Below are 24,761 nucleotides of genomic sequence, written 5' to 3'. Positions count from 1 at the left end.
CACTGGCGGCCGCCTGTCCTGGTTCGTTGGCAATCCGGTGCGCGCGGTTCGCGCATCGCTTTCGTTGATCACACCATGACACCGAATCAACCGTTTCTCGCGTCCCAACGCGATGTGCTGCTGCTGCTGTCCCGAATCCTGCTCGTGATCCTGTTCGTGATGTTCGGCTGGAAGAAGATCGTCGACTTCTCCGGCACGATCGCGTTCATGGGAAGCGAGGGCGCGCCCGCGCCGATCATCTCGGCGGCGATCGCCGTCGTGATGGAGCTGTTCGTCGGCATCGCGCTCCTCGTCGGCTTCCAGACGCGGCCGCTTGCGCTGCTGCTTGCACTGTATACGATCGGCACCGCGCTCATCGGCCACCACTACTGGACGATGACGGGCGGCGAGCAGATGAACAACATGATTCACTTCTACAAGAACATCGCGATCTCCGGCGGCCTGCTCGCGCTGTGCGCGGCGGGCCCCGGACGTTTTTCGATCGATCGCGGGTGACGGGACCTCGGCGCGGGCATTGGGCGCGTGTCGGACGGTCCAGACTGCGAGGAGGCATGATTTTGCGACTCAAACATCTAGGATGGCTGATCGCGGCCGCCGCACCGGCGGCTGCATTCGCACAAACAAGTGTGACGCTGTACGGCCGTATCGACGGTGGCGTCGAATACCTGAACCACATCGCGACGCCGAACGGCAGCTCGACGCGCTGGAGCGCGGAAGGCGGCGACTGGGGCACCAGCATGTTCGGGCTGAAGGGTTTCGAGGATCTCGGCGGCGGGATGTCGACGGTCTTCAACCTGGAAACCGCGTTCCAGGTGATGAACGGCACGACGGGCGGTGGACGCATGTGGTCGCGCCGCGCGTATGTCGGGCTGAAGAGCGACACGTGGGGCCAGCTGCAGGCCGGCCGCAACCTGTTCATCGACAGCGACGGCGTGTGGGAATTCGATCCGTTCGTGCAGCAGGCGTTTTCGTCGGCGTCGCTCGTGCGCGGCCGCAACTGGCAGCAGAGCAGCAACAACATCGAATATCACAGCCCGGTGATCGGCGGCTTCGACGTGCAGGCGCAGTACGCGTTCGGTAACCAGTCGCGCGGCTTCAACTACGGCGCGGCCGATGACTTCGGCCGCTCGGACGGGATCATGATCTCGTACCATTCGCCGGTGCTCGACGTGCGCGGCATCTACGACGAACTGCGCGACAACAACGGCAAGTTCAGCAACATCTTCACCGCGTCGCGCGAGTATTTCGTCGGCGCGAACGTGAAGGTGTCGAAGTTCAAGATCCAGGGCGCGTATACGCATTACCAGGCACCGGACAGCCCGGCCGGCGTCGCCGATCGCGCGGATCATTACTGGCTCGGTGCGACGTATACGGCGACGCCGCAATGGGCCGTGACGGGCGGTGGGTATTACGTGAAGGTGGGCGACGGTGGCGGCGACGCGTCGCACGATCCGTCTGGGCACGCGATTATGTATGTGCTCGGCACCACGTACAACCTGTCGAAGCGGACGTTCCTGTATGGGACGGTTGCTTATGTGCGTAATGGCGGGAATTCGAACTTCTCGCTGCTGGCGTCACCGCGCGATGCGACGTCGGGCACGAGCCCGATGACGGGCGAGTCGCAGACGGGCGCGTATGTGGGGATGATGCATACGTTCTGAGGGGGGTGGTTTGCGTAGGTGAAAAAGGCAGGGACAGTGAAGGTCCGTGCCTTTTTGTGTTTACGTGGCTTGCTTTGGTTGTTGCGGCACATGCTATTGGCATAGACACATGATCGACTGTAGCGGGCAGACTGGATCACTCGTGCTCAGTTAATTCACATTCGTTAAATGTTTCGACTGAGGCGGGGAGCCTAGGGTGGTTATTCAATTCATCGAAATAGTCGCCCTAATTTTTTTAATTTCTCGTCGAGAATCGGCCGCAACAGTTTGGTTGACGTAGAAAAGCTCTGATGAGAGGGGGCTGCAGGCTCCACGTCTTGACACTTTTCAGTATCGTGAAGTCGATGCGTTGGGCGGCGATTCCGTTGGAGACGGTTAATTTGCTTGCGTAATGAGGGTGAAACGCTTTAGCATTTGTCACACAGCATTGTAATGAATATGAAATGTTGTGGATGGCCATCGGCTTGGTAGATACCTATCTCGGACTACCGGTTGCTCGATCCGAAGTTGGAAGTGAGGGTCATGAGGAGGCTGTATGGTGGTCGTGTGTCTAAGTCAGGCTGTCGTTTTTCCGCAAGGAGGATTTGCTATCACAAGCAAATCTTTATTTTCAAAAAGTAAGGAAAATTCAAAATGTCAAGCATTCGCATGCAGTTGAACTCGAAGCTCAGAATTGAATCGGCGGCTGATCAGCTCAATCTCGAGCGACTGAACAGCAGCCGCGCAAGCTATGGCGACTTGATGGATGCCTTCGCTCGCGAGCTGACGTCCGATGAAATTCTGCTCATCTCAGGTGCGGCGAAATCCGGCGGTTCCTATTGCGGAACCGCGTATGCGTAAATCGAACTAGTCGACTAACCTTCGGATTCGGCTGCCAGGATTCTTCTGGCGGCTGATGTTCGGTCTGATTAATCGAAATAGTAACGCGTCGCAGAAGCAGTGTGCGACTCAATATAATATCTTACGTATATTTGCTTGAAACGAGAGGCGTTCAAATGCCCGCCGGAAATCGTATACACGTAAAATATCGCGTCGGCTGCTAATGCTTGATTACCGCTGCCAAGAACCTGTAGAGTTGACATCGGCTTCGCAAAAAAATGACAATCAATTTCAAAATCAGTGCCGAGGAATTCAAGAAGAAGTATCAGGAGCGACTGCCTTTCGTTATCAAGGGCGCGGTTGATACGTCGGCCGTTCGCTGGGCAGACATTAACGACATCATCTCCAGATGCGATCCTCAGTCTGAAAACTTCCGTGTCTCGTTCCCGAGTGGAAATATCGACAAGGAAAAGTACGTGCGCACGTATTTTCATGTCGGGGACGTGCGACGCAAGCTGAATAAGCCGGCTCTCTATGGTTTCCTGCGCCAGGGCGGGACATTGGTCGCGAACCATATCTATGATGAACCGAGGTTCAACGATTATGCGAAGGACGTGGCGCAGTTTACCGGGCGCCAGACCGTCACCTCGGCTTATGTTGCATTCGGGAAGACGGATTCCTACCGTGAGCATTGGGACTCGAGAGACGTTTTCGCGGTGCAACTGAAGGGGCGAAAGCGCTGGGTCGTGTATGCACCCTCCTTCGAGGCGCCGCTGTACATGCATCAAAGCAAGTTCATCGAAGACAAATATCCCTGTCCTGACAAACCATATTTGGACTTTGTCCTCGACGAAGGCGATGTCTTTTATATTCCCCGCGGCTGGTGGCATAACGTCACGCCGCTTGGGGAGCCGACGGTGCACCTCGCCATCGGTACGTTCCCCGCATTTGCCGTTGATTATGCACGATGGATATTCCGGCAGTTGCCGGAGTGTATTCACGCTCGGATGGCGCTTGAAAACCATGCGCAGGACAAGGAAACCGTCCGTCTGCTTGCGGAGGCAATCTCTGAGCGCTTGAACGATCCCGCGTGTTACCGCGAGTTCATGGAAGCCCACGTGGCAGACCAGATTCTCGAGACGCGGCTGAATCTCGAAACGCTTGGCGACGCGAGTGTTGGTGCGCTTGATCGTGACGCGCAGATTCGCCTCAACGTGTTGAGAAGCGATCTGTCGGACGAGTATCTCGTCACGAGCGACGGCAAGGTGTGGTTTCAGGACGAGTTGCAGCTTCTCAAGAATTTTTTAATCGCGAATCCGCAAGTGAGCGTTTCTCGAATCGAAGAGCAGTTCCCCGAGCACCCCCGTGCCGAGCTTTCCGAAGTCCTGTATTCGTTGGCAACGAACGGGGCTATCGAAATTCTCTGAATACGAGAGATTTCTTCCTGGCGCAGATGGCGTGACGCACTGGATGCCCGTGGCATCCGGCGCGGCATTGCCTCGCCGTGCAGCGGAAAAATTTGAGAGGCAGGTCCCGGATTCGTGTTGATCCGGGTATTCGGCTGCGCAATCGGTGATTGGCAAGATAAACGTGGTGCGATTGTAGTGTCTCGCTACAAACAAGATGAAAACCGAGCTCCCCTATCCATTCGGTATCGATTTCATGAGGCAGAACAAGATTTTCATGTTTTTCTGTCCTCCCGATTGCCTGGACGCAGATGGCCGTCCGGTGCTGGAGGGGCGATCGATGTTGCACAAGCCTGGTAGCGCGGCTTATCAGGCGTGTCCTTACCAGGACTCGCGCGCGGGCACCCGCAAGCCAATCAACGTGGAATCGCTTCAAGCGCTGATGCGGTATCAGAGCGAGGTGGTCGCGTTTATCCAGGAAATTGCCCGGCATCTGCGCAGCAGAAAAATCATCGGTGATGGCGGGGGCAGCATCGGCGACATGTATACGCTCGCTTTCGTGTGCTACAAGTCGCCGGAAATCTATTTTGTCAATCGAGTGTTTGGCGGGCAGGCCGACGTGCCCGTGGTGTGCTCGATTGTCTCGCGCTTCTTTCACGGACTGGTCAATCTGTTTGCCATCATGGCCCTTGAATACGAGGGCGACCTGGCGCAGATTGACCTGACGCCCCAGGAAATCTATTGCTACGCGGATGACGGCGGATATCTCATCGGCATGAATGAAGCGTGCGCCGCATCCCAGGCAACCATCGTCAAATACATCTCCATCGTCCGGCAAGCGCTACTGCCTGACGATGGAGATGCGGCCCGGTTCACGGATGTTGTCCTGTCCGAACAGGAAATGGACAGGGTGATTCAAGCGGCTCAAGTCATGATGAGCCTCGAATTCCATGGCCTTATCTACGAAACAGCGCGTTGTCGTTCCTGGCGACAGGTCAATGAGAGCGACCCACCCCGCGCGAACCTCAAGGAGCCGCTTTCGCGCTTCGCCACGACGCATTGCCTAGTGGCCAAGAAGCTGTCGCTCGACGAGCGACCCTTCGAGCATCTTCTCTTCAAGCGAGCCCGCAATCTGTCCGGGGCGCTGCTGATCGATCGTGCGTCATCGGAGCGACTGTGCGAATCGGCGAACGCGTACATCACGACGAGCGGTCGCGATACCGAGGCACGAAGGGCACACCGAGAGAGACTCAAATCCAGGATGCTGCGGCTTATCGAGCGTCATCGGCGATTCGTTGCCGAGCACGTCGCGGACGACGGCTATCTAACGGCTGATTTGGACATCTTTTTTGGCCGATGGCCGGAATAGCGGATTGATGATTGATATCGATGGACAAGAGAGAACTATTCAGGAGGGAAGCGCTCGATGCACGCAAGGACGCGAGGAATCTCTATGGCGACGTCCTGCTGTTTCTTCCGCGGTCGTATAAAAAGATACTCGTGTTGCTGTTCGTTTGCATCCTGTCTCTCCTGCTGGTCCTGATCTTCGGGTCCTACACGAGACGAGTAGCGGTAAAGGGAGAGCTGTTCTCGACGCTCGGTGCGATACCGGTGTATCTGCCGAAGCCGGGGATCATCAACAAGTATTTCGTGAAGGAAGAGGAGATCGTAAAGAAGGGCGCGCCGCTGTTCCGGGTGTCGACCGAAGTCTTTGGCCTGGCCAACCGGGGAACCTCGACCGAGGCGATCAACCTGCTCAACGAGCGAAAGGAACTGCTGCAGCGGCAGCTCGAGAGCGAGAAGTCGACCTACGTGCATAGCCTGAAGAACGTCGAATATCAGATCCGTTCGAAGCAGAATGAGCTGAAGCTGCTTGGCGCGCAGATCAAAGAGGTACGGAAAAAGAATGAGTTGCTGTCGGCAAGCTTGAGGCGATACGAGGCGGCGCGCGCCCAGGAGGCGATCTCCGAGGATGCGATGGCGGAAAAGGCGATCCTGGCGTTCAACAGCAGGATCGACTACAACGAATGGCAAAGATTGTCGGAAACCTTGAGTCGGGATATCTCGAATCTTTCCTTCGAAAGGGACAAGGAGGCGTCGGAGTTCGGGAAGCGCACCTTGTCGATCAAGGGCGAGCTGTTGGCGCTTGAAGAGCAGATTCTCGCCGCCGAGTACCAGAAGGGCGCCATCATCAAGGCGCCTGCATCGGGAAAGGTCACGGCGATCCAGGGGGTCGACGGTTCCTACTACGACAGCACCAAGCCCGTCTCGTTCGTGGTGCCTTCGCAGGCGGAGATCGAAGCCCGGCTTCTCGTTCCGGCCGCCGCCATTGGCTTCGTGAAAAAGGGCGACGTCGTCTATCTGCGCTATTCGGCTTTCCCGTATCAGCAGTTCGGCCAGGGCAAGGGAATTGTCTATTCCATATCCGAAACGTCACTGATGCCGGACGAAATCGCATTGGGATCCAAGCTGTCTGTAACGGAGCCGATGTATCTGGTGAAGGTTCGGGTCGAGCGGCAGTTCGTGAGCGGAAATGACATGCGCTACGCGCTCAAGCCAGGGCTGATGATCGATGCGGACGTCATGGTGGAACAACATCGAATCTATCAGTGGCTCATGCGCCCGCTCTTGGCCGCGTCGGAAAGAATCAAACAGTAAGCAATGGAAAAGAAGGCATACTTCGAACGTATATTCGGTACCCGATTCCCGACGGTCCTGCAGACCGAGTCGACGGAATGTGGTCTCGCGTGCGTGGCAATGCTGGCCAATTACCATGGCCATCACGTGACGCTGCGCGACCTCCGGCTCAAGTTTTCCGTGTCGCTGAAGGGGATCTCGCTTGGATCGCTGCTCCGCGTGTGCAAGCACAACGGCTTGTCGAGCCGGCCGATCCGTACCGAAATTGCTGGTCTCGAGCAGATCAAGCTCCCGTGCATCCTGCACTGGAACTTCAATCATTTTGTCGTGCTGAAGAAAATCGGCGCCGAGCACGCCATCATCGTCGATCCTGCATACGGCGAGAGAAAAATCGAGCTGGGGGACTTGTCCCGAGCGTTCACCGGGGTGGCCATCGAGGTATGGCCAGATCCGGATTTCATCGTCGTCGAGCCGCAGAAGAACATTCCCCTGAGTCATCTGATCGGCAATCTGCGGGGGCGAATGAGGGCGCTCGTCACGATCCTGTTTTTGGCGATCGGGCTGGAATTTCTCGTGGCACTTTCGCCCTATTACATTCAGCTGGTCATTGACAGTGCGATCGGCACAAACGATCAGTATGTCATCGCCGCGCTCGCGACAGGCTTTGGGATGGTCTATCTGCTCAAGAACTTCATCGGCTCGGTGCGCAGCTGGTTCCTGATGTATCTGAGCACCAGCCTGAACGTTCAGTGGAAAGACAATGTCCTGGAGCACATGCTCGCCTTGCCGCTCGAATACTACGAGAAGCGGCACATGGGCGACGTGCTATCCCGATTCGGCGCCATTGACTTCATTCAGCGAATGCTGACCACGTCATTCGTCGAATCGGTGCTTGATGGCGCATTCTCCATCGTCATCCTGCTCGTGCTGTTCATTTACCAGCCGTTGCTGGGCACCCTGGTTCTGGTCAGCGCGCTGCTGTACATCGCGGTGCGCTGGCTGCTCAACGCCTCGATTCTGGGTGCATCGAGAAATGAGATCGTCCATGGGTCGAAGCAGAGCTCCTACCTGCTCGAGACCATTCGTGGCATCCGGCAGGTCAAGCTCTATGGCCAGCAAGCGGAACGCCGGCTCAGCTGGATCTCGCTGTTCGTCAATCAAACGAATGCCAAGATCCAGACGCTGAAAATCGACGTCTGGCTGAAGTTCGCCAGGACCTTGATCTTTGACGTCCAGAACATCGTGGTGGTCTGGTGCGGTGCGGTCCGGGTCATCGATCGGGAATACACGGTGGGTGCACTGATTGCCTTCCTCGGCTACAAGCTGCTGTTCGAAAGCCGCGTGGTCGCGCTCATTGACAACGTGTTTGTCATTCAGAACATGCAGCTCCAGGCTGACCGCCTCGGCGACATCGTGCTTTCAAGGCCGGAGGAAACGCGCGGTAACCTCGAATGCGATATCGCCAGGTTGTCTGGCAGCCTCGAGTGCAAGGACCTGTGCTTCCAGTATTCGCTATTCGAACGAAACGTGATCGACGGATTGAACTTCAAGGTCGAGGAAGGCGAATCGGTGGCCATCATCGGGCCTTCGGGATGTGGCAAGTCGACGATCTTCAACGTCATTCTCGGCATCTATCAGGGGGCCAAGGGGAGAGTCCTCATTGGGGGGGAGGACGTCGAGTCGATGAGCGTGGAGAAGGTCCGCAGCGTATTCGGAACCGTGCTGCAGGATGACATCCTGTTTGGCGGATCCATCGCGGAAAACATCTCGGGATTCGATGCGCGTCCGGATCATGAGTGGATCGCCAAGTGCGCGGCAATGGCCAACATCGAGGATGAAATCGAAGCCATGCCGATGAAGTACGCGACTCTCGTGGGCGACATGGGCGCGGTTCTGTCTGGCGGTCAGAAGCAGCGCGTTTTGCTGGCGCGGGCGCTTTACAAGCGTCCGAAGATTCTGTTGCTGGATGAGGCGACCAGTCATCTGGACGTGTCGAACGAGAAGGCAGTGAATCGGGCGATCAAGTCACTGAAGATCACGCGCGTCATCATTGCCCACCGTCCGGAGACGGTCCTGTCCGCGGACAGGATCATGCGGATGAAGAACGGAAAGATCGATTCGATCCTTACGCCAGCGGAGGCTATGACATTGCTTGAGGCCATCAATGGATCTTCGGTATAGCCGGGCTCGTGATGGCAGGCAGTTGTTCGGTTGGTGTTCGTGCGGGCCGGCTGTCTTCGTGTGTGCAGTATCTCTCTTCAAGGTGGCGTGATGTCGAAATCGTGGTTTGCGATCAGGGTCTGCGCATGATCGTGCTGTCTCCAAATAAAGATCTGCTTCGCAAGGAATGACATGAGAAACATGTCGATTCCTGGCAGGCCTCGTCGCGACCCGGTCGTTTGTTCCGGACAGATCGCCAGCTCGCGGCCGAGGCATTGCGTCGTTGGCGCATTGATCTCGGTGAGTGTCGTGCTGACCGGTTGCGCGAGCAGTGTGTACGAACGCCCGGCGGTCGACATACCGGCTCGCTGGACCCGTGAGAGCGCCGTGGACGCGCATTCGCGTACGGATACTGCGCCATGGTGGACGCGCTTTGGCGATGACCAACTCAATCGGCTCATTGCCGCTGCGCTGTCGCGCAACAACGATCTTGCCACCGCTGCGCTGAATGTCCGGAAGGCCCAGCTGCGCGCCGGACTCGCGGGCGACCCACTCCAGTTCGGGCCCGAGGCTGGCATCAATGTCCGGCGCGACTTTCGCCTGGACAGCGGCGCGACGGCCTGGAACAACAGCGGCGTATTGCGCGGGACCATGAATTACACGATCGATTTGTGGGGACGACTCGCACAGCAGCAGAACATCGCTCAATGGGCGCTCCAGGCGTCCGAGGCGGACCGCGAAACCGTGCGCCTCAACGTGATCGGGACCACGGCAGATCTCTACTGGAGACTGGCGTACCTCAATCAGCGGCTTGCCTCCGAAGAGCAGAGCTTGGCGACGGCGTTGCGCACGCAACAACTCGTACATGCCCAGAATCTCGCGGGCATTGTATCGGCGCTCGAGCGACGGGAAGCGGAGCAAACTGTCCTGACGCAAAAGAGCAGTCTGTCGCAGTTGCGACAAACCCAGGTTGAAACGCGCAACGCTCTGGCGATCGTGTTCGACGCGGCGCCAGGCAGCAATGTGCTGGAGGAGGTGCTCGGGCAGGAGCCGCCCGCGTTGCCGACAGGCGCGTTGCCGGTAGTGGATGACGGGCTGCCGGCGGATCTTCTGGGGCGGCGGCCCGATATGCGCGCCGCCGAACTCCGGTTGCGTCAGAGCCTCGCCAACGTCGATGTGGTCCGCACCAGCTATTACCCGACGCTGTCATTGACCAGCGCGGTGGGAGCGAGCAGCACCTCGCTCGGCAATTTGCTGGCGAACCCCGTGGCGATCCTCGGCGCTGGATTGAACCTGCCATTTCTCGATCTCAAGGCAATGCGCCTTGACACGAGCGTCGCGCAGGTCGAGTACGAGTCGGCGGTCATCGGATTTCGCCAGGCGCTCTATCGGGCTTTCGCGGACGTGGAAGACGCGCTGTCGGCGCGAATTCGCCTGGCAGAGCAAGCCGAGCTTCGGGCGCGGAACCTGACCGCCGCGCGAGAGGCCGAGCACCTCTATGAGATTCGTTACCGGACGGGCGCAGTCGCGCTGCGCATGTGGCTCGATGCGCAGGAACTGCACCGCACCGCTGAACTCCAGTTGGCGCAGACTCGCCTGAGTCAGTTGCAGAACTTCGTCACGCTCTATCAGGCGGTGGGCGGCGATACCTTGAAGCCATGACGGGAAACGCGCCCAAATCATCATGAAGACACGAAATTTCCGTCGGATGAGACGGAGTTCGGCGGACTGGATTCGTCGATTCCGCGAGGAAATACCGCACGACTTGCTGCACCAGCGGGATCACGGGAATGACGAGCCGCCCGGTATCGCGGATGCCGGTGGAATGACAATTATATCGACAGGAATCGGAAATTGAATACCGCTGGCGTACACATCATCGCTGAGCTGAGCGATTGCGACTTCTCCCGCCTCTCCGACGCGGTTCGCGTCGAGGATGCGTGCAAGCAAGCAGCGCTGCATAGCCGGGCCACCGTCTTGTCCGTCAATCGCCACCGATTCAGCCCTGTCGGCGTGAGCATCCTGGTCTTTCTGGCCGAGTCCCATCTATCGGTTCATACATGGCCGGAGGAAGGCTATGCCGCCGTGGACGTCTACACATGTGGCCCTTCGACCCGACCACACAAGGCCATCACGTTTCTCGCGCGGTTCCTGAAGGCGAACAACGTTCACCTGCGCTGTCTTTCGCGGGGGAAAAAGATCAGCGATCGCGAATACGAATCGGAAGAATTCGTACTGGAAGGCGCCAAGCTGAGTCAGGCCCGTGCCTTTGACGCGGACGCTCACGTTGACTTCAGTGCGGGCCGAATCGGATGAAGCGCACGCCTTTCCATTTCGCAGGGACGACCAACAGCAGATGAAAAAGATATCAGTTGTATTCGACTGGGACGGCACGCTTGCCGACACGGATTTCCTGATCGACGCCGTAATCGAATACGTATTCGGCCAGCGGGGGGCAGCGGCACTGTTGGACGATGTGGCGCCGATCATGTACCGGGCGCGTCCGGAGGGTTTGCTCTTGCGGTCTATCCGGATTCCGGTGGATCAGCGGCGCGAAATCATCAGCGAGATCGGGGAGACGTTCAAGAGACTCGACAGGGAAGCGGCACTCTTCGACGGCGCGCGGGAACTGCTTCGTGAACTGGGCGATGCGGGTGTCCCCCTCGGCATCGTCACGGGACGGGATCGTGCCTCATGGTCGGCTCAGGTGAGCCGGCTGTTGCCCGAAGTGCACTTCGATGCATCGGTCTGCCGGCACGAGTCTCCGCTGAAACCCGATCCACACGGGTTGAGGAAGGTACAGGACGAACTTGGCGCCGAGCAGATCATTTATGTCGGAAACACCGTTGCCGATCTGGCATGTGCGGAGGCCGCGAACTCACATTTCATCGCGGCCAATGTCTGTACGCGTGCGCGTGAGCCGTTGATCCAACGCCACGATGTGGTTGCAAGGCACACATTTCATCAAATTCGCGCCGATATCCACCAGCTCATCGAGGCGGTGGAGCGGATGTGAGGCGTATGCGCCGCTCGAAGTGTCGTGGGGCGCATGAAAGTTTGAGAGTTGTTGAAACCCCGTCCGGGACGGGATTTTTGTGAGGAACCGGGCAAGAAGCCATGTCGATACAGTCTTTGGATCACGTTATAAATCAGGCATTGGCCGAGCTATTGCGACATTGCGTGGAGAGTCGTCAGACCGCGCTTTTCGTCCTTGTTGGCGGGTCGGCCGCGGAGGGTTTTGCGGTTTGTACTTCGGACATCGATCTGGTGTTGGTGCATGCCGACGAAAGAACGATCCGTACGAGGCAATTCATCGTGGATAACCGGCGCGTGGAGGTCACGATCTACAGTCGCGAGGAATTCCGGGACGTCGTGAGTTTGACGCGTCAAGGATGCACGGGCCCCACCTTCTTTCGCCAACTGGATTCGCGACGGCGCCTCCTGTTCTCGAAACCGATCTTCGGTGAGGACCGGTACAGGGCGGAAATGGAGGTCGCCAGACGCCAGGACTTCATGGATGACCTGGTGGCGTTTCAAAGAGCGGCCTTGTTGAAGAGTTTTTCCGATCTGGTCGGCGGGATTCACGAGGCCCTGCATGAAGATGATCTGAGAATCCGCGCCAGAGGTTATCTCGAGTGCAGTGTCGACGCACTGTTGACCTCGATCGGAGACACCTACTTCCGCGACAAGTGGAGAGTCGCGCGCGCTCGAAGAGGCATGGTTGGCAGCGTGCTGGGTCCAATGCGTGAACCCGTGAGTTCGCTGCTTTCCGGTCGCCCGCTGCCAGGGACGGAATATCTGAATACGTTTCTCGAGCAGATATTTGCCTATTCCGCGATGTGCCAGTACCTCGCGGCCTTCAGTGCGTTCAGTTTCGAGCATCTGCTGGCGGGCGATATCGAGGCATGCATGACACGGCGCCCGGCGTTGCGTACCCCCTTGCTGGTCGCCGGACAAGGCTCCGACGTACTCGTGAGATCGAGTACGTCCACGTTGCAGCTCGCGCCTGCATTGGCGAACGCGCTGTGCTTGAGCGCATTGGGGTTGAATGCCGCGCGCGTTGGCGAGCTTGCAGGAAAGATGACGGGTGGCGAGCCAGATGGAGAACACCTGGAAGCAATTCTTATGAATCTGTCGGCCGTCCATGCAAAGCTCGGAATCGGATAAATAAAAATCGGGCCGACGAATGGGGTATCGATCTCGACGCCGGTTGTGGTGACATGGATTGCCAACCGGTCGAGATTGACGACTGTTCAGGATCTCTGCGTATTCATTCCAATCAATCGAATTCTGTCATGAAGATACTTGTTACCGGTGGCAACGGCTTCATTGGGCGGCACGTCGTCAAGGCGCTGCTGGACGATGGTCATAGGGTGGCGATATTTGATCGGAAGATCAAGGCTCAGCCGAATGATGTGTCTCCCCACATTGAGTATGTGTACGGATCGATCACCGATGCGGCTGCGATACATGAGGCGATGTCCGAAGTCGATGGATTCGTTCACCTGGCCGGCGTGCTGGGTACGCAGGAGACCATCAAGAATCCGGCGCCCGCGATACACACTAATGCCGTCGGCGGGATGAACCTGCTGGAGGCGGCGGCGCACTATTCCGTGCCGGGCGTCAACATCACCATTGGAAACTGGTGGATGAACAACGCCTACTCCATTACCAAGAACATGACGGAGCGATTCGTCCATATGTATAACAATGAGCGGGCGACGAGAATCTCGAATGTGCGAATCGTCAACACGTACGGGCCGGGCCAGTCCGTGGCGGCACCGTTCGGTCCGAGCAGCGTCAGGAAGATCATGCCTTCGTTCATCTGCCGGGCGCTGACGGGGCGGGACATCGAGGTGTACGGGAACGGCGGGCAGGTATCCGATATCGTCTACGTGGGGGACGTTGCTCGCATCATCTCGCTTGAACTTGCGTCGGTAATGACGAATGGTCCGAGAGAATATTGTCTTGAAATCGGCTCGAAGCGTCCGAGCACGGTCCTGGAAACGGCGATTCTGGTTCGGGATATCGTTGCCGATCTGGGGCTGGCAAAAGTCAACATCAAGCATCTGCCCATGCGCCCGGGAGAGCACGACAACGCCGTCCTTTCGAACGAGGGGGCGGACCGCCTGAGCTCAGCTGTCGATGGGCTCATGACCACGGAGAAAAATTCGATCCTGCTGTCGGTGACGGCCAGTTCGATGATCCGGTCGCTTCGGAATGTCGTGTCGGCCAATCTGGCGACCCTGGATCATCTCGACGTGGATATCGACGGGCTTACGCCTCCGGAGATCGGCATCGAGCATACCGTCAAATACTATTTGAACCAGAAGGGTGTCGTCTGGGACGACTGCAGGTAAGTCCGCGATATGAGCCGAAGCACGCTTGTCCTGGATCTCGATAACACGATCTATCCGGAATCGTGGGGATTGATGGATGTCATTTCAAATCGCATGGTTCAGTTCGTCCGCACGAGGTTTCAAGGCGACGAGGTGGAGGTGTGTGGGCTGATCGAACGCTATCGATCGAGATTCAATTCGATTGCCATCGGATTCATGAACGATCGTCGAGCGGAGTTCGATGATTTTCTTCGCTACTCGCATGACATCGATCTGAGTTCCTATACGCCGGATGCGAGCCTCGGGGATCTTCTCGCGCTGTCGGGATTCCGGAAGAAATTCATTTTCTCCAACGCACCCAGGGTTCATGTCGTCAACGTGCTGAGGAAGTTTGAGCTGACGGGTGCTTTTGATGACATCGTTTGCATCGAGGATGTCGGATATCGATACAAGCCCAGCGCGGCGGCATTCGACGCGTTTTACGCGATTACGAAATCGGATCCGTGCGACTCGGTCTTTGTCGATGATTGCGTACGCAACATCGAGGCAGCGAGGGTGCGCGGAAGTTACACGGTACACGTCAGCGAAGCGCTCGAGGTCGGGGCGCGATCGGATGAGATGCATGGATCGCTCGCTGAATATCTATTGCGTCGTTGCAAAGGAAGAAAGGAATAACCATGACGTACATGCCACTGCCTCCCAATGCCGCCGCGGCGAAGATCCAGCAACTGGTGACGTCCCGAGGGACGTTGACGCGCTCCGAGCTGGTGTTTTTCGGCGGAATGACCGATGCCGCGGTTCAGCGTGGCATCCAGTATCTGCGAGAGAACGACGGCGCGGGCGGGCGCGAGCTTCACGATCGGCCGGACGTGCTCGGGCTGGTGGAGGATTCCGGTGTTCGAAACCATCTCAAGGTTGGCATCGCACCACTGATCGGAGATCTCGAAACATACGAACGCGCGCTGAAATTCCTGGAGGCGTTTTTCCAGGAGGCTTCCGGCCCCGATCATCGCTTCAATCAGAATTTCGTGACGCCGGATACGAGCGTGCGGCGCATCATGTATGCCGCGACGCGGGATACGTTGAAGGGCAAGCGACTCTATTTTCTTGGGGACGACGATCTTACGGGAGCGGTTGCGGCCTATCTCTATCCGGAGACGGAGGTGTTCGTCATGGACATCGATGCCCGGCTTCTGTCCAGCGTCGAGGCATGCGCAAAGAAATACGGCTTGGGCAATTTGAAGACCATCGTGCACAACGCCTTCGACGAGCTGCCTGCGCATTTGCACGGAGATGCCGATGTGGTGTGGTGCGACCCATCCAAGGCGGTTCTCGATGCCTTTCTGAGAAATGCCTCCGCCCTGATCGGCGATGAAGGTGTCGTGTATACCTTTGCCCAGCCGGAATACCTTCCGGTGAGCCGAGTGTTCTTCGATGTCATGCTGAAGTACGGGATGATCGCGACCGACATGATTCCGCGCTTCAATCAGTACTGCGCGAGCGGACAACATTCGCGGGTCCGGGCGCAGGCTGACGGATTTGAACTGGCATTCACGGAAAGCCTGGTTCGCTTGGTCAGGTTGTCGAACGGAAGTGACGTGAGCTTGCCATGATAATTTCGATCGACGGGTTGCCGGGCACCGGCAAGACCACGCTTGGCATGCGACTCAGCAGGCGATATGACGTCCCCTTCTTGCAGGAACTTTGCCTGCCGAGCCTGAATCGGTCCGACTACGACGAAGGCGCATTCGTGAAGAACGACATGCACAAGATTCGCCGCGCGAGAAATCTCGGACGTGCGATTCTGGATCGATCGTTTTGTTCGACGGTCGCATTCAAGATGGCTGCAACTCAGCGGATCGACGAGGCGAGCTTTCACGAAATCCAGCGCGCGTTTTACGCGAGTGAACGCGTTGCCCCTGACCTCGTGGTCATGATCATGTCCCCGCCCGATGTTTCGTCGATCGGGCTCGAGAAACGCGGCGACGCGGGATTGTTCGCCCAGGCGTTTCTGCAGGCCTGGTGGCATGGCTTTCGCCGTGCGGCGCGCGCGCTGGAGCTGAGTGGCGTCCCGGTGCGTTGTGTTCCTTATTCAAAGACCCCTTTTTACAGGAGTGTTGTTCGTGGATCAAAAAAGTGAGCTGAATATTCGTGTGTCGGCCAAGGCCATTGTCATCCATCAGGATCATCTCCTGTTGACTCGCTACAAGTCGGATTCGGACGAGTGGTACACGCTGCCGGGCGGCGGCCAGCTGTTTGGCGAGAAGCTGTCGGAGACGCTGGTGCGGGAATGTCTCGAGGAGACCACATTCCGGATCGAGCCCGGCAAGCTGGTATTCATCAGGGAATATATCGGCGCAAATCACGAGTTCTCGGAATTCGATGGCGATACGCACCAGATTGAACTGATGTTCCTTGCATCCTTGGCGGAGGAAGGCACGAACCTCGACGACCTGGAGATCAATGCGGACCGAGACCAGGTTGGGGCGCAGTGGGTCAAGCTGGAAGACGTAAAGAACGCACCGCTGTTTCCAGCCGCCCTGCGCAGCCTGATTGCGGAGAAGCAGTTCACCGCGAGCACGTCGATCTATTTGGGCGACGTAAACTGAGAGCGGACATGAAGGTTTGCATCGTAGGCCCTTCGGGAGCCGGGAAATCGACGATCTCGGGGGAATTGGCGCGCAAGTTCAATGTCGCCACGTACGAGTTCGACGATATCTATTGGGATTTGAGCGGGGCGGAGTTCGTGAAAAACTCGGATGAGTCGATGGCGGCTGCCATCGAAAAGATCCTCGAGGAGGACAGCTGGTTCGTCGAAGGTGCATATGACAAGCGGATGTATCCGCTGCTCGTCGAGTGTTCATTGATCTTGAAGGTGGAGGTTTCGTTCGGCTTGAGAGCGATACGCTTGATCAAGCGCTTCATTCGGTCATCGATGACAGGCAAGCGGCCCAAGGAGACCTTCTGGAATACCGTCCATTTGGTCAAGTTCTCGTATGGCTTCGACAAGCGCCTCGGCGAGTTTCTGTCCGGGGACGCGGCGCTTTCCCGGAAAGTCGTTTCCGTTCACGACACGTCTTCGTGCATCAGAGCGATGCACGCGATAGGTCTTTGCTGAAGCGATCGCCACAATGAATACGCTCGCGCTTTACGTGCCGTTGATCGTGCTGTGGCTCAGGACCGTGATGAATATCACGTGGCTGGTTCGACTGGCGCGGGAGACTTCATATCGGATCAGTCGAGATGCGAAGGCGCCCCGCGCAAGCAATGGGGGGGCGAGGCTGTTCATTGTCACGCCGGCGCTGAACGAACAGAACCACATAGGCGATTATCTGGCTCACATCTGCGAACGCCTGGCATCGCATGCGGGGCTGGTCGAGCGCATGGTCGTTGTGTGCAACGACAGCGAGGCCGGTGATTCGTCGTCGACATCAGGGCTGCACACTTGGGATGCCGCCATGCGTGCCCTTGGCGCGTCCGGGGCGTCGGCGATTTCATCGACAGTCGATGTCATCCGATACTCGGGAGAAGCCAGACGCTCTGGGCAAATCAACTTCGCTTGCGCTTACCTGCGCCGAAATCACGGTCTTGCTTCGAATGACTTCGTTCTTTTGCTGGACGTCGACGCGATTTTGGACGATAACTTCTTCTGCGCCGTGGCGGATCACGTGGAATGTTCGCGCGCCGATCTCGCGCAGGTTCAGTCCATCTATCTTTCCGCCGCAAACGGGAGCCATTACGATGCCGCCGCCGCGCTATGGCAGAACTATTTCATGTTGTCGCGCGAGCGCGCCAGATTCATAAGAAGAGAGCGTCTCAATGAGGACGATTTGACGCTGAATGGATATTTTTGGTACACGGCGAATGGTGTTGTCATTCGCTATTCCCTGATAGAGGCGGTGGGGGGCTTCGTTGAAAGTTGCGCGATTGACGATTTGTCGACTTCGGGCATGTTTTGTGCGGCGGGTTGTCGTGTTGCGCTGCTGGATACATTCTTGTCCGTTGAGCAGGCGCCGGGTTCAACCGCGGATTTCAAACAGAAGCTTTTCTGGTGCTCCTCTTATGTGGAGATGTTCCGAATGCTGGGTTCACGGATGCTGGGTGGAAATGCTGGCATCGGATACATCTTGTTTCGCATCTCGCACTTTGTTGTCTGGATCTTGCGTGCGCCGGTCATTTTAGGGTCGGCGATAGCTTGCGGCATGGATTACCGGCTCGTCGGTGCTTGTGCCTTGTCATATCTTGCGTATCTCGCTTCATCGTACGCGTTCCCTTTCGTCTTCCTGCCTCGGACCAGAAGGTCTCTACGGGTCGGGTCGCCGCGCGGCCTGCTGTGCCTCGCAATCTATCCTCTGGTGCAGTCACTCGTCCCGTGGCTGATGGTTGCGAAGAGGGGGGCGCTTCGTTTGTGTGGTTCTAGTGTCATGGGTTTGCCAAAGAAATCTGCGGGAGTGTGATGTCTGAAATATTTGAAACCGTAAACTCGGCGGCCGCGCGCTGCACGCATGTTGCCGATGTGGATGCGTCAGGGGTGAGCGTTGCCGTGAAATGCGAGCGTCCGGAATTCATCGATGCGTTGAAGGAGTATTTCTTCGTTCCGTGTTCGCCTCATTGCAATGAATTTCCGTTCGTTGGCGCGGAATTGATTTACTGCCACGGAGATGACCTGTTTTTCAAGGTGCTGGATATCGCGTCGAAATTTCGGGTGGTCGAGCGCATCGAATTTCATCCGGACAATTTTTACGAGGTGATCTACCGGGACGAATTCGGAGAGGTGCTGGAGTCGCGAGGCGGGATACGACATTTGATCATCCGCTCGTCGTCGCGACGGCAGTACTGTATTATCACGCCCGGCTTTCAGGAGGGCGTTCTCGAGTTTCAGAAGCCCGGTATTCGACTGATCCGCGAAATCGCGTTTCGCGCGCATCAGTCGGTGCGCTATTTCCCATTGCATGCATCCGTAGCGGGCACGGGATCGAGGGGGTTTCTGTTTGTCGGGGATAGCGGCGCCGGAAAGACCACCCTGGCGGCCGTGGTGTCGGCGATGGCCAATGAGGGCGTGTTTGTCAGCTCGGATATCGCGTTGATTCGGCACGATGGCACGGGTGTCGATGCGATTGGCTGGCCCGGTGGCGGGATATCGGTTGGCACGGGCACGCTCGACTGTCTTCGCGCCGCCGTTTCTGTGCCGCAGCCTGAGAAGGTGTTCCTGCACGAGGAGGGGTACGTAAGGAAAGGCAAGCGCCTGGTGACGCCAGCCGAGTTCTCTGAGATGCTGGGGGGGCGCGTGGGCGTTCGACAGAGTATCGATGCGATCGTCTTCCCGAAAATCACGCCTGAGGACGAATCCTTTCAGATTGAGCAGCTGTCGTTCGAGCGCGCTTTCGAACTCGCATCGAGCCAGTTGCGGGACTCGATTTCCGATACGCACAGATACGGGTTGGTCGATTTCATTGGAGAGGATATGGAGAGTGTCAACGCACAGGCGCTAGTAGATCTCGACGCTGCCACAAGGACGCTACCTGCATTTTCGATCCACGGACACCCCGTTGCCATCGCGCGTCATCTCATCAACGATTTAATTTTGTATTCAGAACATTGATTTAAAGTTAGTTATATGGAGTAGATTGAGATCACATCCCTACGAACTTTGTGGAAATTTGGCCGGTTTCGACAATCCGGTGGTTTGGTAGGTGTTGTGCCTCAAAACCCGCACACCTCAGTCGTCGTCAGCACCGCGAACGGCCCGCCGAGTGTCGCATTATGATGCGCGACGATCCGCTCGGCCGGCAGCGCGGGCGTGTCCATGCAGGTGTGCGCATTGGCGACGAGCACCGCGCGAAACCCGAGATCGGCGGCCGCACGGCACGTGGTATCGACGCAGTACTGCGTCTTCATCCCGGCAATCACGATTTCTCCGATACCGGCCGCGTGCAGCCACTCGGCGAGCCGCGTGCCCGCGAAGCAACTAGGCCGGGTCTTGTCGAACACGATGTCGGACGCCGTATCGATCGCGAGCTCCGGCAGCAGCGCTGCCAGCGGCGCATCGGGCGCGATCGGCGAGCCGGCCGGCCCGGTGTGGCGCACGGCGAACACGGGCGCACCGGCTTCGTGCGCGCGACGAATCAGCCGGTTGATGTTGGCCAGCACGCGTTCGCCGTCATGCGGACGATCGGGGCCATGGAACAGCCCGACCTGCATGTCGATGATGACCAGTGCACGTTTGGGGGAAGGGACTGCGGACATCGCGTTCTCCTGAATGGCCGATGCAGACGGAGAAACGACGAGACCCCGTCCGGAACCGGCGGGGCCTGTGGGAATCGGTGACGCTACGATCTTGCGCGCACTCGCCGCACGGACCCGCCGAAGGCGGTCGTGCGCGTGGTTGTCAAAAGGGTGATCGTGGCGTCATGCATTGAACGATCATGCCCGATGCACCGGCGCGGCGTCAACGACGCGCCACACACCACCCCCCGTTCAATCGAGCGCCTTCCCCGCCTTCTCATCCATGCACCGGATCGCAAGCAGCGTAAACGCGCCACACCCGATCGCATACCACGCAGGCGCATTCGGATTCCCGGTCGCCGCGATCAGCCACGTGACGAAGAATTGCGCGAAGCCGCCGAAGATCGCGACGCCGACGCTATACACCAGCGCACCGCCGGTCGCACGCACCGCACGCGGGAACAACTCGCCGAGCATCGCACCCGTCGCACCGATGTTGATCGCATGCACGATCGACAGCGCCGCGATGATCGACAGCAGCGACGCGGCGCCCGGCCAGCGGTTCAGCGCGATGAACGCCGGATAGATCGCGGCCATCAGCGCGATGCGCGTCCACCAGACGATCCGGTTGCGTCCGTAGACATCGGAGAGGTGGCCGCCGATCGGCGTCACGAGCATCAGGATCGCGCCGGCGACGCAGCCGGCCGTCATCGACAGCCAGGTCGGCAGGTGCAGCACCTGCACGCCGTAGATCGCCATGTAGAACACGATGATGTAGTGGATCGACGTGCCGCCGATCGTCACGCCGAGGCCCGCGAACACGGCCTTGCCGTGATGGCGCAGCACGGCGGCGAGCGGCAGCGACGCGACCGGCTCGTCGTGCGTGGCGGCGGCAGCGGGCGCGGCGGGCGGCACTTCCTCGACAGTGCGGCGCAGCCAGTAGCCGAGCGGCACGAACAGCGTGCCGATGATGAACGGCACGCGCCAGCCCCAGCTTTCGAGCTGCGCGGCATCGAGCGTCGACGTGAGCGCGACGCCGGTCAGCGCGCCCGCGAGCGCCGCGAGCCCCTGGCTCGAGAACTGGAACGACGCGTAGAAGCCGCGGCGGTGCTGCGGCGCCTGTTCGAGCAGCAGCGTCGTCGACGCGCCGACTTCGCCGCCCGACGCGAACCCCTGCAGCAGCCGCGCGAGCACGAGCAGCACCGGCGCGGCGAGGCCGATCTGCGCGAAGGTCGGCGCGACCGCGATCATCGCCGTGCCGAGCGCCATCAGCAGCAGCGTGAGGATCATCGCCTTCTTGCGGCCGGCGCGGTCGGCGTACATGCCGATCACGAGCCCGCCGAGCGGACGCGTGACGAAGCCGACGCCGAAGCTCGCGACCGCGAGCATCAACTGCCCGAACGACGAGTGCACCGGAAAGAACAGCTTGCCGATCAGGATCGCGAAGAAGCTGTAGACGGTGAAGTCGTAGAACTCGAGCGCGTTGCCGACCGCGGCGGCCGCGATCAGGCGGCGTTTCTTCGCGGCGGCGCGGGCATCGGCCGGCGAACCGGCGAACGAAAGGGCGGACGTTTCCATGGGGTTCCCCTGCTAAGGCGCGGAACTGCGTGATGAAGGGCCGTCAGGCCGCGAGCCAGGCTTCGGCGACGCGAACCCAGTAACTCGCGCCGATCGCGAGGATGTCGTCGTTGAAGTCGTAGCCGGGGTTGTGCACCATGCAGCCGCCCTTGCTGCCGATCCCGTTGCCGATGAAGGCATAGCAGCCGGGGCGCGCCTCGAGCATGAACGCGAAGTCCTCGCTGCCCATCAGCGGCGCGGCGTCGGTTTCGACGCGCTCGGCGCCGAGCATCCGGCGCGCGATGTCGGCGGCGAACGCGGTCGGTTCCGGATGGTTGACGAGCACCGGATAGCCGTAGTCGTAATCCACTTCCGCCGCGACGCCGAAGCTTTCCGCCTGGCCCTTCACGAGCGCTTCGATGCGACGTGCGAGCAACGCGCGCACGTCGGCGTTCAGCGCGCGCACCGACAGCTTCATCACGACGGTTTCGGGAATGATGTTGAAGGTCTCGCCGGCTTGCACGCTGCCGACCGTGATCACGGCCGCATGCTGCGCATCGACCTCGCGCGCGACGATCGTCTGCAGCGCCACCATGATGCTGCCCGCGGCCGACATCGGGTCGCGCGCGAAATGCGGCATCGCGCCGTGACCGCCGACGCCGCGCAGCGTGATCGTCACGCGGTCGGCCGACGCCATCGCGGCGCCGGTGCGGAACGCCATGTCGCCGGCGGCGCGGCCCGGCATGTTGTGGATCGCGAAGATCGCGTCGCACGGGAAGCGGTCGAACAGGCCGTCGTCCATCATCGATTTCGCGCCGCCGAAGTTCTCCTCGGCCGGCTGGAAGATCAGGTTCAGCGTGCCGGAGAACTGGCGCGTGGCTGCCAGGTGACGCGCCGCGCACAGCAGCATCGCGGTGTGGCCGTCGTGGCCGCATGCGTGCATCTTGTTCGCATGGCGGCTCGCGTAAGGCAGGCCGGTGGTTTCGGCGAGCGGCAACGCATCCATGTCGGCGCGCAGCCCGACGGTGCGCGTGCCTTGTCCTTCGCGCAGCACGCCGACGACGCCGGTCTTGCCGATGCCGCGATGCACGTCGTAGCCCCACCCGGTAAGCAACTCGGCGACGAGATCGCTCGTCAGCGTTTCCTCGAACGCGAGTTCCGGCTGTGCGTGGATGCGGCGGCGCACGTCGATCAGGTCGGGGGCGATCGCGGCGATGCCGGGGATGACGGGGATGACGGGGTTCACGGCTTGCAGCATGGTGTCTCCTGTGGGGGCGGTGGGCGTTCGACGCGCCTATGACGAGCAAGCATATAAACTTCTTTTGCGCACCAGAAGCTGCTAAATTGCTTTGGTGCACACCACTGGTTGCCGCTCGGGAATACCCTTGGCCGGCAGGCGTCGCGGCGCACAGGGTTTCCACGGATCACGTATTGCCCCATGAAATACCATCAGCTGAAAGCGTTCGTCACCGTTGCGGAAGAAGGGAGCATCCGCGCGGCCGCGCGGTGCCTGAACGTGTCGCCGGCGGCGCTGACGAAGGCGGTCAAGGAGTTGGAGATCGCGCTCGGCGTATCGCTCGTGGTGCGCACGGCGCGGGGCGTGCAGCTCACCGCGTTCGGCCAGCAATTGCAGGTGCGCGCGCGGTTGATCGTCGCGGAAATGCAGCGCGCCCGCGACGACATCGAGCAGGCGCAGGGCGCGATGACGGGCTCCGTCGCGGCGGCGATCACGCCGGCGGCGGCGGTGACGATCCTGCCCGATGCGTTTCGCGCGTTCCGGCGGCGCTTTCCGGTCGCGCGCGTCAATCTGATCGAAGGGTTTCCGGGCGTCGCGCTGCCGCGGCTGCACGACGGCTCGCTCGATTTCGCGGTCGCCGTCGTCGTGCCCGAACTGCTGGCGGCCGAGTTCGATCACGCGGAACTCTATGCGAGCCGATCGCTGATCGTCGCGCGCAAGGGGCATCCGCTTGCGTCGGCCACGTCGCTCGCCGATCTCGTCGATGCCGACTGGCTGATGAATCCGTCTCCCGAAAGCTCGACCCAGGTGCTGTTCAATTCGTTCGTCGCATATGGGCTATCGGTGCCGCAGCGGGTCGTCGAATGCCCGAGCTTCGGGCTCGCGCACAGCCTGATGACGCGCTGCGACCTGATCGCGTCGATGCCCGAGCAACTGCTGCAGGGCGAGTGGGCGCGCGACCAGCTCGCGGTGCTGCCGATCCGCGAGCGGCTGCCGGGTGTATCCGTGCAGGTCGTCACGCGCCGCGACAGCCCGCTCACGCCGGCCGCGGCGATGCTGCTCGACTGCCTGCGCGATTCCGCGCGACGCAAAGGGCTCGGATGAGCGGTGCAGGCGAGGGCGTGCGTCGCATCAAGTAGTGATCCTGACTATCTGCCGGGCGTCTCCGGCAGGGCCCGCTTGCGGCTCGCTCGCCGCGAGCCGGTATCATAGCGGCCGGCCTGCCGCCCCGGCCGGCTTCCGACAACACGCCATCCGGCATCCAGCAATCAGAGGCATCACATGACCAGTGCAACCCAATTCGACAACGTATCGGTCGTCAAGCGCGCGAACGTCTACTTCGACGGCAAGTGCGTGTCGCATACCGTGCTCTTTCCGGACGGCACGCGCAAGACGCTCGGCGTGATCCTGCCGTGCGCGCTCAACTTCGGCACGGACGCGCCCGAATTGATGGAAGTGCAGGCCGGCAAGTGCCGCGTGAAGCTCGACGGCAGCAGCGAGTGGCAAACCTATGGCGCCGGCGAATCGTTCTCGGTGCCGGGCAAGAGCCGCTTCGACATCGAAGTGCTCGAGACGCTCGACTACGTCTGCAGCTACCTGTAAGCGTGCAGGCATCGGCTGCCGCGCATGCGCGGCCGACGCGTCAATCGGGATAGGGGCGGTCAGATAAACTGACCGATCCCCTCCCACACCACCCGGCATGCGGGTCCGCACCGGGCGG

Annotated in this window: 25 protein-coding genes; 21 read left to right on the top strand and 4 right to left on the bottom strand. The window is 59.5% G+C overall.

Going from position 1 to position 24,761, the window contains the following annotated elements; genetic code table 11:
- Positions 1 to 75: 75 nt before the first annotated feature.
- The 7 genes from SB786_RS26620 to SB786_RS26590 all read left to right on the top strand — a co-directional run bounded on the left by SB786_RS26620 (position 76) and on the right by SB786_RS26590 (position 8,704).
- Positions 76 to 495 carry a DoxX family protein gene (locus tag SB786_RS26620; protein WP_410730083.1) on the top strand — a complete coding sequence of 140 codons (420 nt, stop codon included), beginning with the start codon at positions 76 to 78 and terminating at the stop codon, positions 493 to 495.
- Positions 496 to 551: 56 nt separating this feature from the next.
- The gene (locus SB786_RS26615; RefSeq protein WP_410730082.1) at positions 552 to 1,661 is read left to right on the top strand and encodes a porin; all 1,110 of its coding nucleotides are present in this window, start codon (positions 552 to 554) and stop codon (positions 1,659 to 1,661) included.
- Positions 1,662 to 2,294: 633 nt separating this feature from the next.
- Positions 2,295 to 2,501 carry a hypothetical protein gene (locus SB786_RS26610; protein WP_410730081.1) on the top strand — a complete coding sequence of 69 codons (207 nt, stop codon included), beginning with the start codon at positions 2,295 to 2,297 and terminating at the stop codon, positions 2,499 to 2,501.
- Between the two features lie 257 nt (positions 2,502 to 2,758).
- Positions 2,759 to 3,907, top strand: coding sequence for a JmjC domain-containing protein (locus SB786_RS26605; protein ID WP_410730080.1), 1,149 nt, complete (start codon positions 2,759 to 2,761; stop codon positions 3,905 to 3,907).
- A 196-nt stretch (positions 3,908 to 4,103) separates the two neighbouring features.
- Positions 4,104 to 5,255 (top strand): hypothetical protein, encoded by a 1,152-nt coding sequence (locus SB786_RS26600; RefSeq protein WP_410730079.1) that lies wholly within the window; start codon positions 4,104 to 4,106, stop codon positions 5,253 to 5,255.
- 20 nt (positions 5,256 to 5,275) lie between these two features.
- Complete coding sequence (locus SB786_RS26595) at positions 5,276 to 6,544, top strand: HlyD family secretion protein (protein WP_410730078.1); 1,269 nt, start codon at positions 5,276 to 5,278, stop codon at positions 6,542 to 6,544.
- 3 nt (positions 6,545 to 6,547) lie between these two features.
- Positions 6,548 to 8,704: a peptidase domain-containing ABC transporter gene (locus tag SB786_RS26590; RefSeq protein WP_410730077.1), complete on the top strand. Its 2,157-nt coding sequence runs from the start codon at positions 6,548 to 6,550 to the stop codon at positions 8,702 to 8,704.
- 77 nt (positions 8,705 to 8,781) lie between these two features.
- Here the strand turns inward: SB786_RS26590 and SB786_RS26585 are convergent, their stop codons facing one another.
- Positions 8,782 to 9,042 (bottom strand): hypothetical protein, encoded by a 261-nt coding sequence (locus SB786_RS26585; protein ID WP_410730136.1) that lies wholly within the window; start codon positions 9,040 to 9,042, stop codon positions 8,782 to 8,784.
- Between SB786_RS26585 and SB786_RS26580 the strand changes: the two genes are divergently transcribed.
- The 12 genes from SB786_RS26580 (at position 8,984) to SB786_RS26525 (ending at position 19,624) form a co-directional block, all read left to right on the top strand.
- The gene (locus SB786_RS26580) at positions 8,984 to 10,345 is read left to right on the top strand and encodes an efflux transporter outer membrane subunit (protein WP_410730132.1); all 1,362 of its coding nucleotides are present in this window, start codon (positions 8,984 to 8,986) and stop codon (positions 10,343 to 10,345) included. The two genes, SB786_RS26585 and SB786_RS26580, sit on opposite strands and share 59 nt — an antisense overlap.
- Positions 10,346 to 10,537: 192 nt before the next feature.
- Positions 10,538 to 10,999, top strand: a complete 462-nt coding sequence (gene speD, locus SB786_RS26575; protein ID WP_410730076.1) for an adenosylmethionine decarboxylase — start codon at positions 10,538 to 10,540, stop codon at positions 10,997 to 10,999.
- 40 nt (positions 11,000 to 11,039) lie between these two features.
- On the top strand, positions 11,040 to 11,699 hold the full coding sequence (locus tag SB786_RS26570) for an HAD family hydrolase (protein ID WP_410730075.1): 660 nt from the start codon (positions 11,040 to 11,042) through the stop codon (positions 11,697 to 11,699).
- A gap of 116 nt (positions 11,700 to 11,815) precedes the next feature.
- A complete protein-coding gene (locus SB786_RS26565) occupies positions 11,816 to 12,850 on the top strand; it encodes a hypothetical protein (RefSeq protein ID WP_410730074.1) in 1,035 nt (344 codons plus the stop codon).
- A gap of 128 nt (positions 12,851 to 12,978) precedes the next feature.
- On the top strand, positions 12,979 to 14,043 hold the full coding sequence (locus SB786_RS26560; RefSeq protein WP_410730073.1) for an NAD-dependent epimerase/dehydratase family protein: 1,065 nt from the start codon (positions 12,979 to 12,981) through the stop codon (positions 14,041 to 14,043).
- 9 nt (positions 14,044 to 14,052) lie between these two features.
- Complete coding sequence (locus SB786_RS26555; protein ID WP_410730072.1) at positions 14,053 to 14,697, top strand: HAD family hydrolase; 645 nt, start codon at positions 14,053 to 14,055, stop codon at positions 14,695 to 14,697.
- Positions 14,698 to 14,699: 2 nt separating this feature from the next.
- A complete protein-coding gene (locus SB786_RS26550) occupies positions 14,700 to 15,635 on the top strand; it encodes a bis-aminopropyl spermidine synthase family protein (protein WP_410730071.1) in 936 nt (311 codons plus the stop codon).
- Positions 15,632 to 16,162, top strand: a complete 531-nt coding sequence (locus SB786_RS26545; protein ID WP_410730070.1) for a hypothetical protein — start codon at positions 15,632 to 15,634, stop codon at positions 16,160 to 16,162. Before SB786_RS26550 ends, SB786_RS26545 begins: the two co-directional genes overlap by 4 nt.
- Positions 16,146 to 16,631, top strand: coding sequence for an NUDIX domain-containing protein (locus SB786_RS26540; RefSeq protein ID WP_410730069.1), 486 nt, complete (start codon positions 16,146 to 16,148; stop codon positions 16,629 to 16,631). Before SB786_RS26545 ends, SB786_RS26540 begins: the two co-directional genes overlap by 17 nt.
- A gap of 8 nt (positions 16,632 to 16,639) precedes the next feature.
- Positions 16,640 to 17,140, top strand: coding sequence for an AAA family ATPase (locus tag SB786_RS26535; protein WP_410730068.1), 501 nt, complete (start codon positions 16,640 to 16,642; stop codon positions 17,138 to 17,140).
- A 13-nt stretch (positions 17,141 to 17,153) separates the two neighbouring features.
- Positions 17,154 to 18,479: a glycosyltransferase gene (locus SB786_RS26530; protein WP_410730067.1), complete on the top strand. Its 1,326-nt coding sequence runs from the start codon at positions 17,154 to 17,156 to the stop codon at positions 18,477 to 18,479.
- Positions 18,479 to 19,624: a hypothetical protein gene (locus SB786_RS26525; RefSeq protein WP_410730066.1), complete on the top strand. Its 1,146-nt coding sequence runs from the start codon at positions 18,479 to 18,481 to the stop codon at positions 19,622 to 19,624. Before SB786_RS26530 ends, SB786_RS26525 begins: the two co-directional genes overlap by 1 nt.
- Before the next feature lie 101 nt (positions 19,625 to 19,725).
- On the opposite strand, the gene SB786_RS26520 is transcribed toward SB786_RS26525, so the two are convergent.
- The 3 genes from SB786_RS26520 to SB786_RS26510 all read right to left on the bottom strand — a co-directional run bounded on the left by SB786_RS26520 (position 19,726) and on the right by SB786_RS26510 (position 23,062).
- Positions 19,726 to 20,268 carry a cysteine hydrolase family protein gene (locus SB786_RS26520; protein ID WP_410730065.1) on the bottom strand — a complete coding sequence of 181 codons (543 nt, stop codon included), beginning with the start codon at positions 20,266 to 20,268 and terminating at the stop codon, positions 19,726 to 19,728.
- Positions 20,269 to 20,499: 231 nt separating this feature from the next.
- A complete protein-coding gene (locus tag SB786_RS26515; protein ID WP_410730064.1) occupies positions 20,500 to 21,825 on the bottom strand; it encodes an MFS transporter in 1,326 nt (441 codons plus the stop codon).
- Between the two features lie 43 nt (positions 21,826 to 21,868).
- Positions 21,869 to 23,062, bottom strand: coding sequence for a M20 aminoacylase family protein (locus tag SB786_RS26510; RefSeq protein WP_410730063.1), 1,194 nt, complete (start codon positions 23,060 to 23,062; stop codon positions 21,869 to 21,871).
- A gap of 180 nt (positions 23,063 to 23,242) precedes the next feature.
- Here SB786_RS26510 and SB786_RS26505 point away from each other — a divergent pair, with 180 nt between their 5' ends.
- Together SB786_RS26505 and SB786_RS26500 are read left to right on the top strand one after the other, a co-directional pair.
- Positions 23,243 to 24,145 carry a LysR substrate-binding domain-containing protein gene (locus SB786_RS26505; protein WP_410730062.1) on the top strand — a complete coding sequence of 301 codons (903 nt, stop codon included), beginning with the start codon at positions 23,243 to 23,245 and terminating at the stop codon, positions 24,143 to 24,145.
- Between the two features lie 177 nt (positions 24,146 to 24,322).
- Positions 24,323 to 24,643 (top strand): pyrimidine/purine nucleoside phosphorylase, encoded by a 321-nt coding sequence (locus tag SB786_RS26500; RefSeq protein WP_006478890.1) that lies wholly within the window; start codon positions 24,323 to 24,325, stop codon positions 24,641 to 24,643.
- Positions 24,644 to 24,761 lie beyond the last annotated feature (118 nt).

The organism is Burkholderia sp. SIMBA_062 (assembly GCF_046534765.1).
Lineage (GTDB): Bacteria > Pseudomonadota > Gammaproteobacteria > Burkholderiales > Burkholderiaceae > Burkholderia > Burkholderia ambifaria.
Note: the sequence above shows the minus strand (reverse complement) of the source record. Positions and strands in the feature narration are given on the sequence as shown.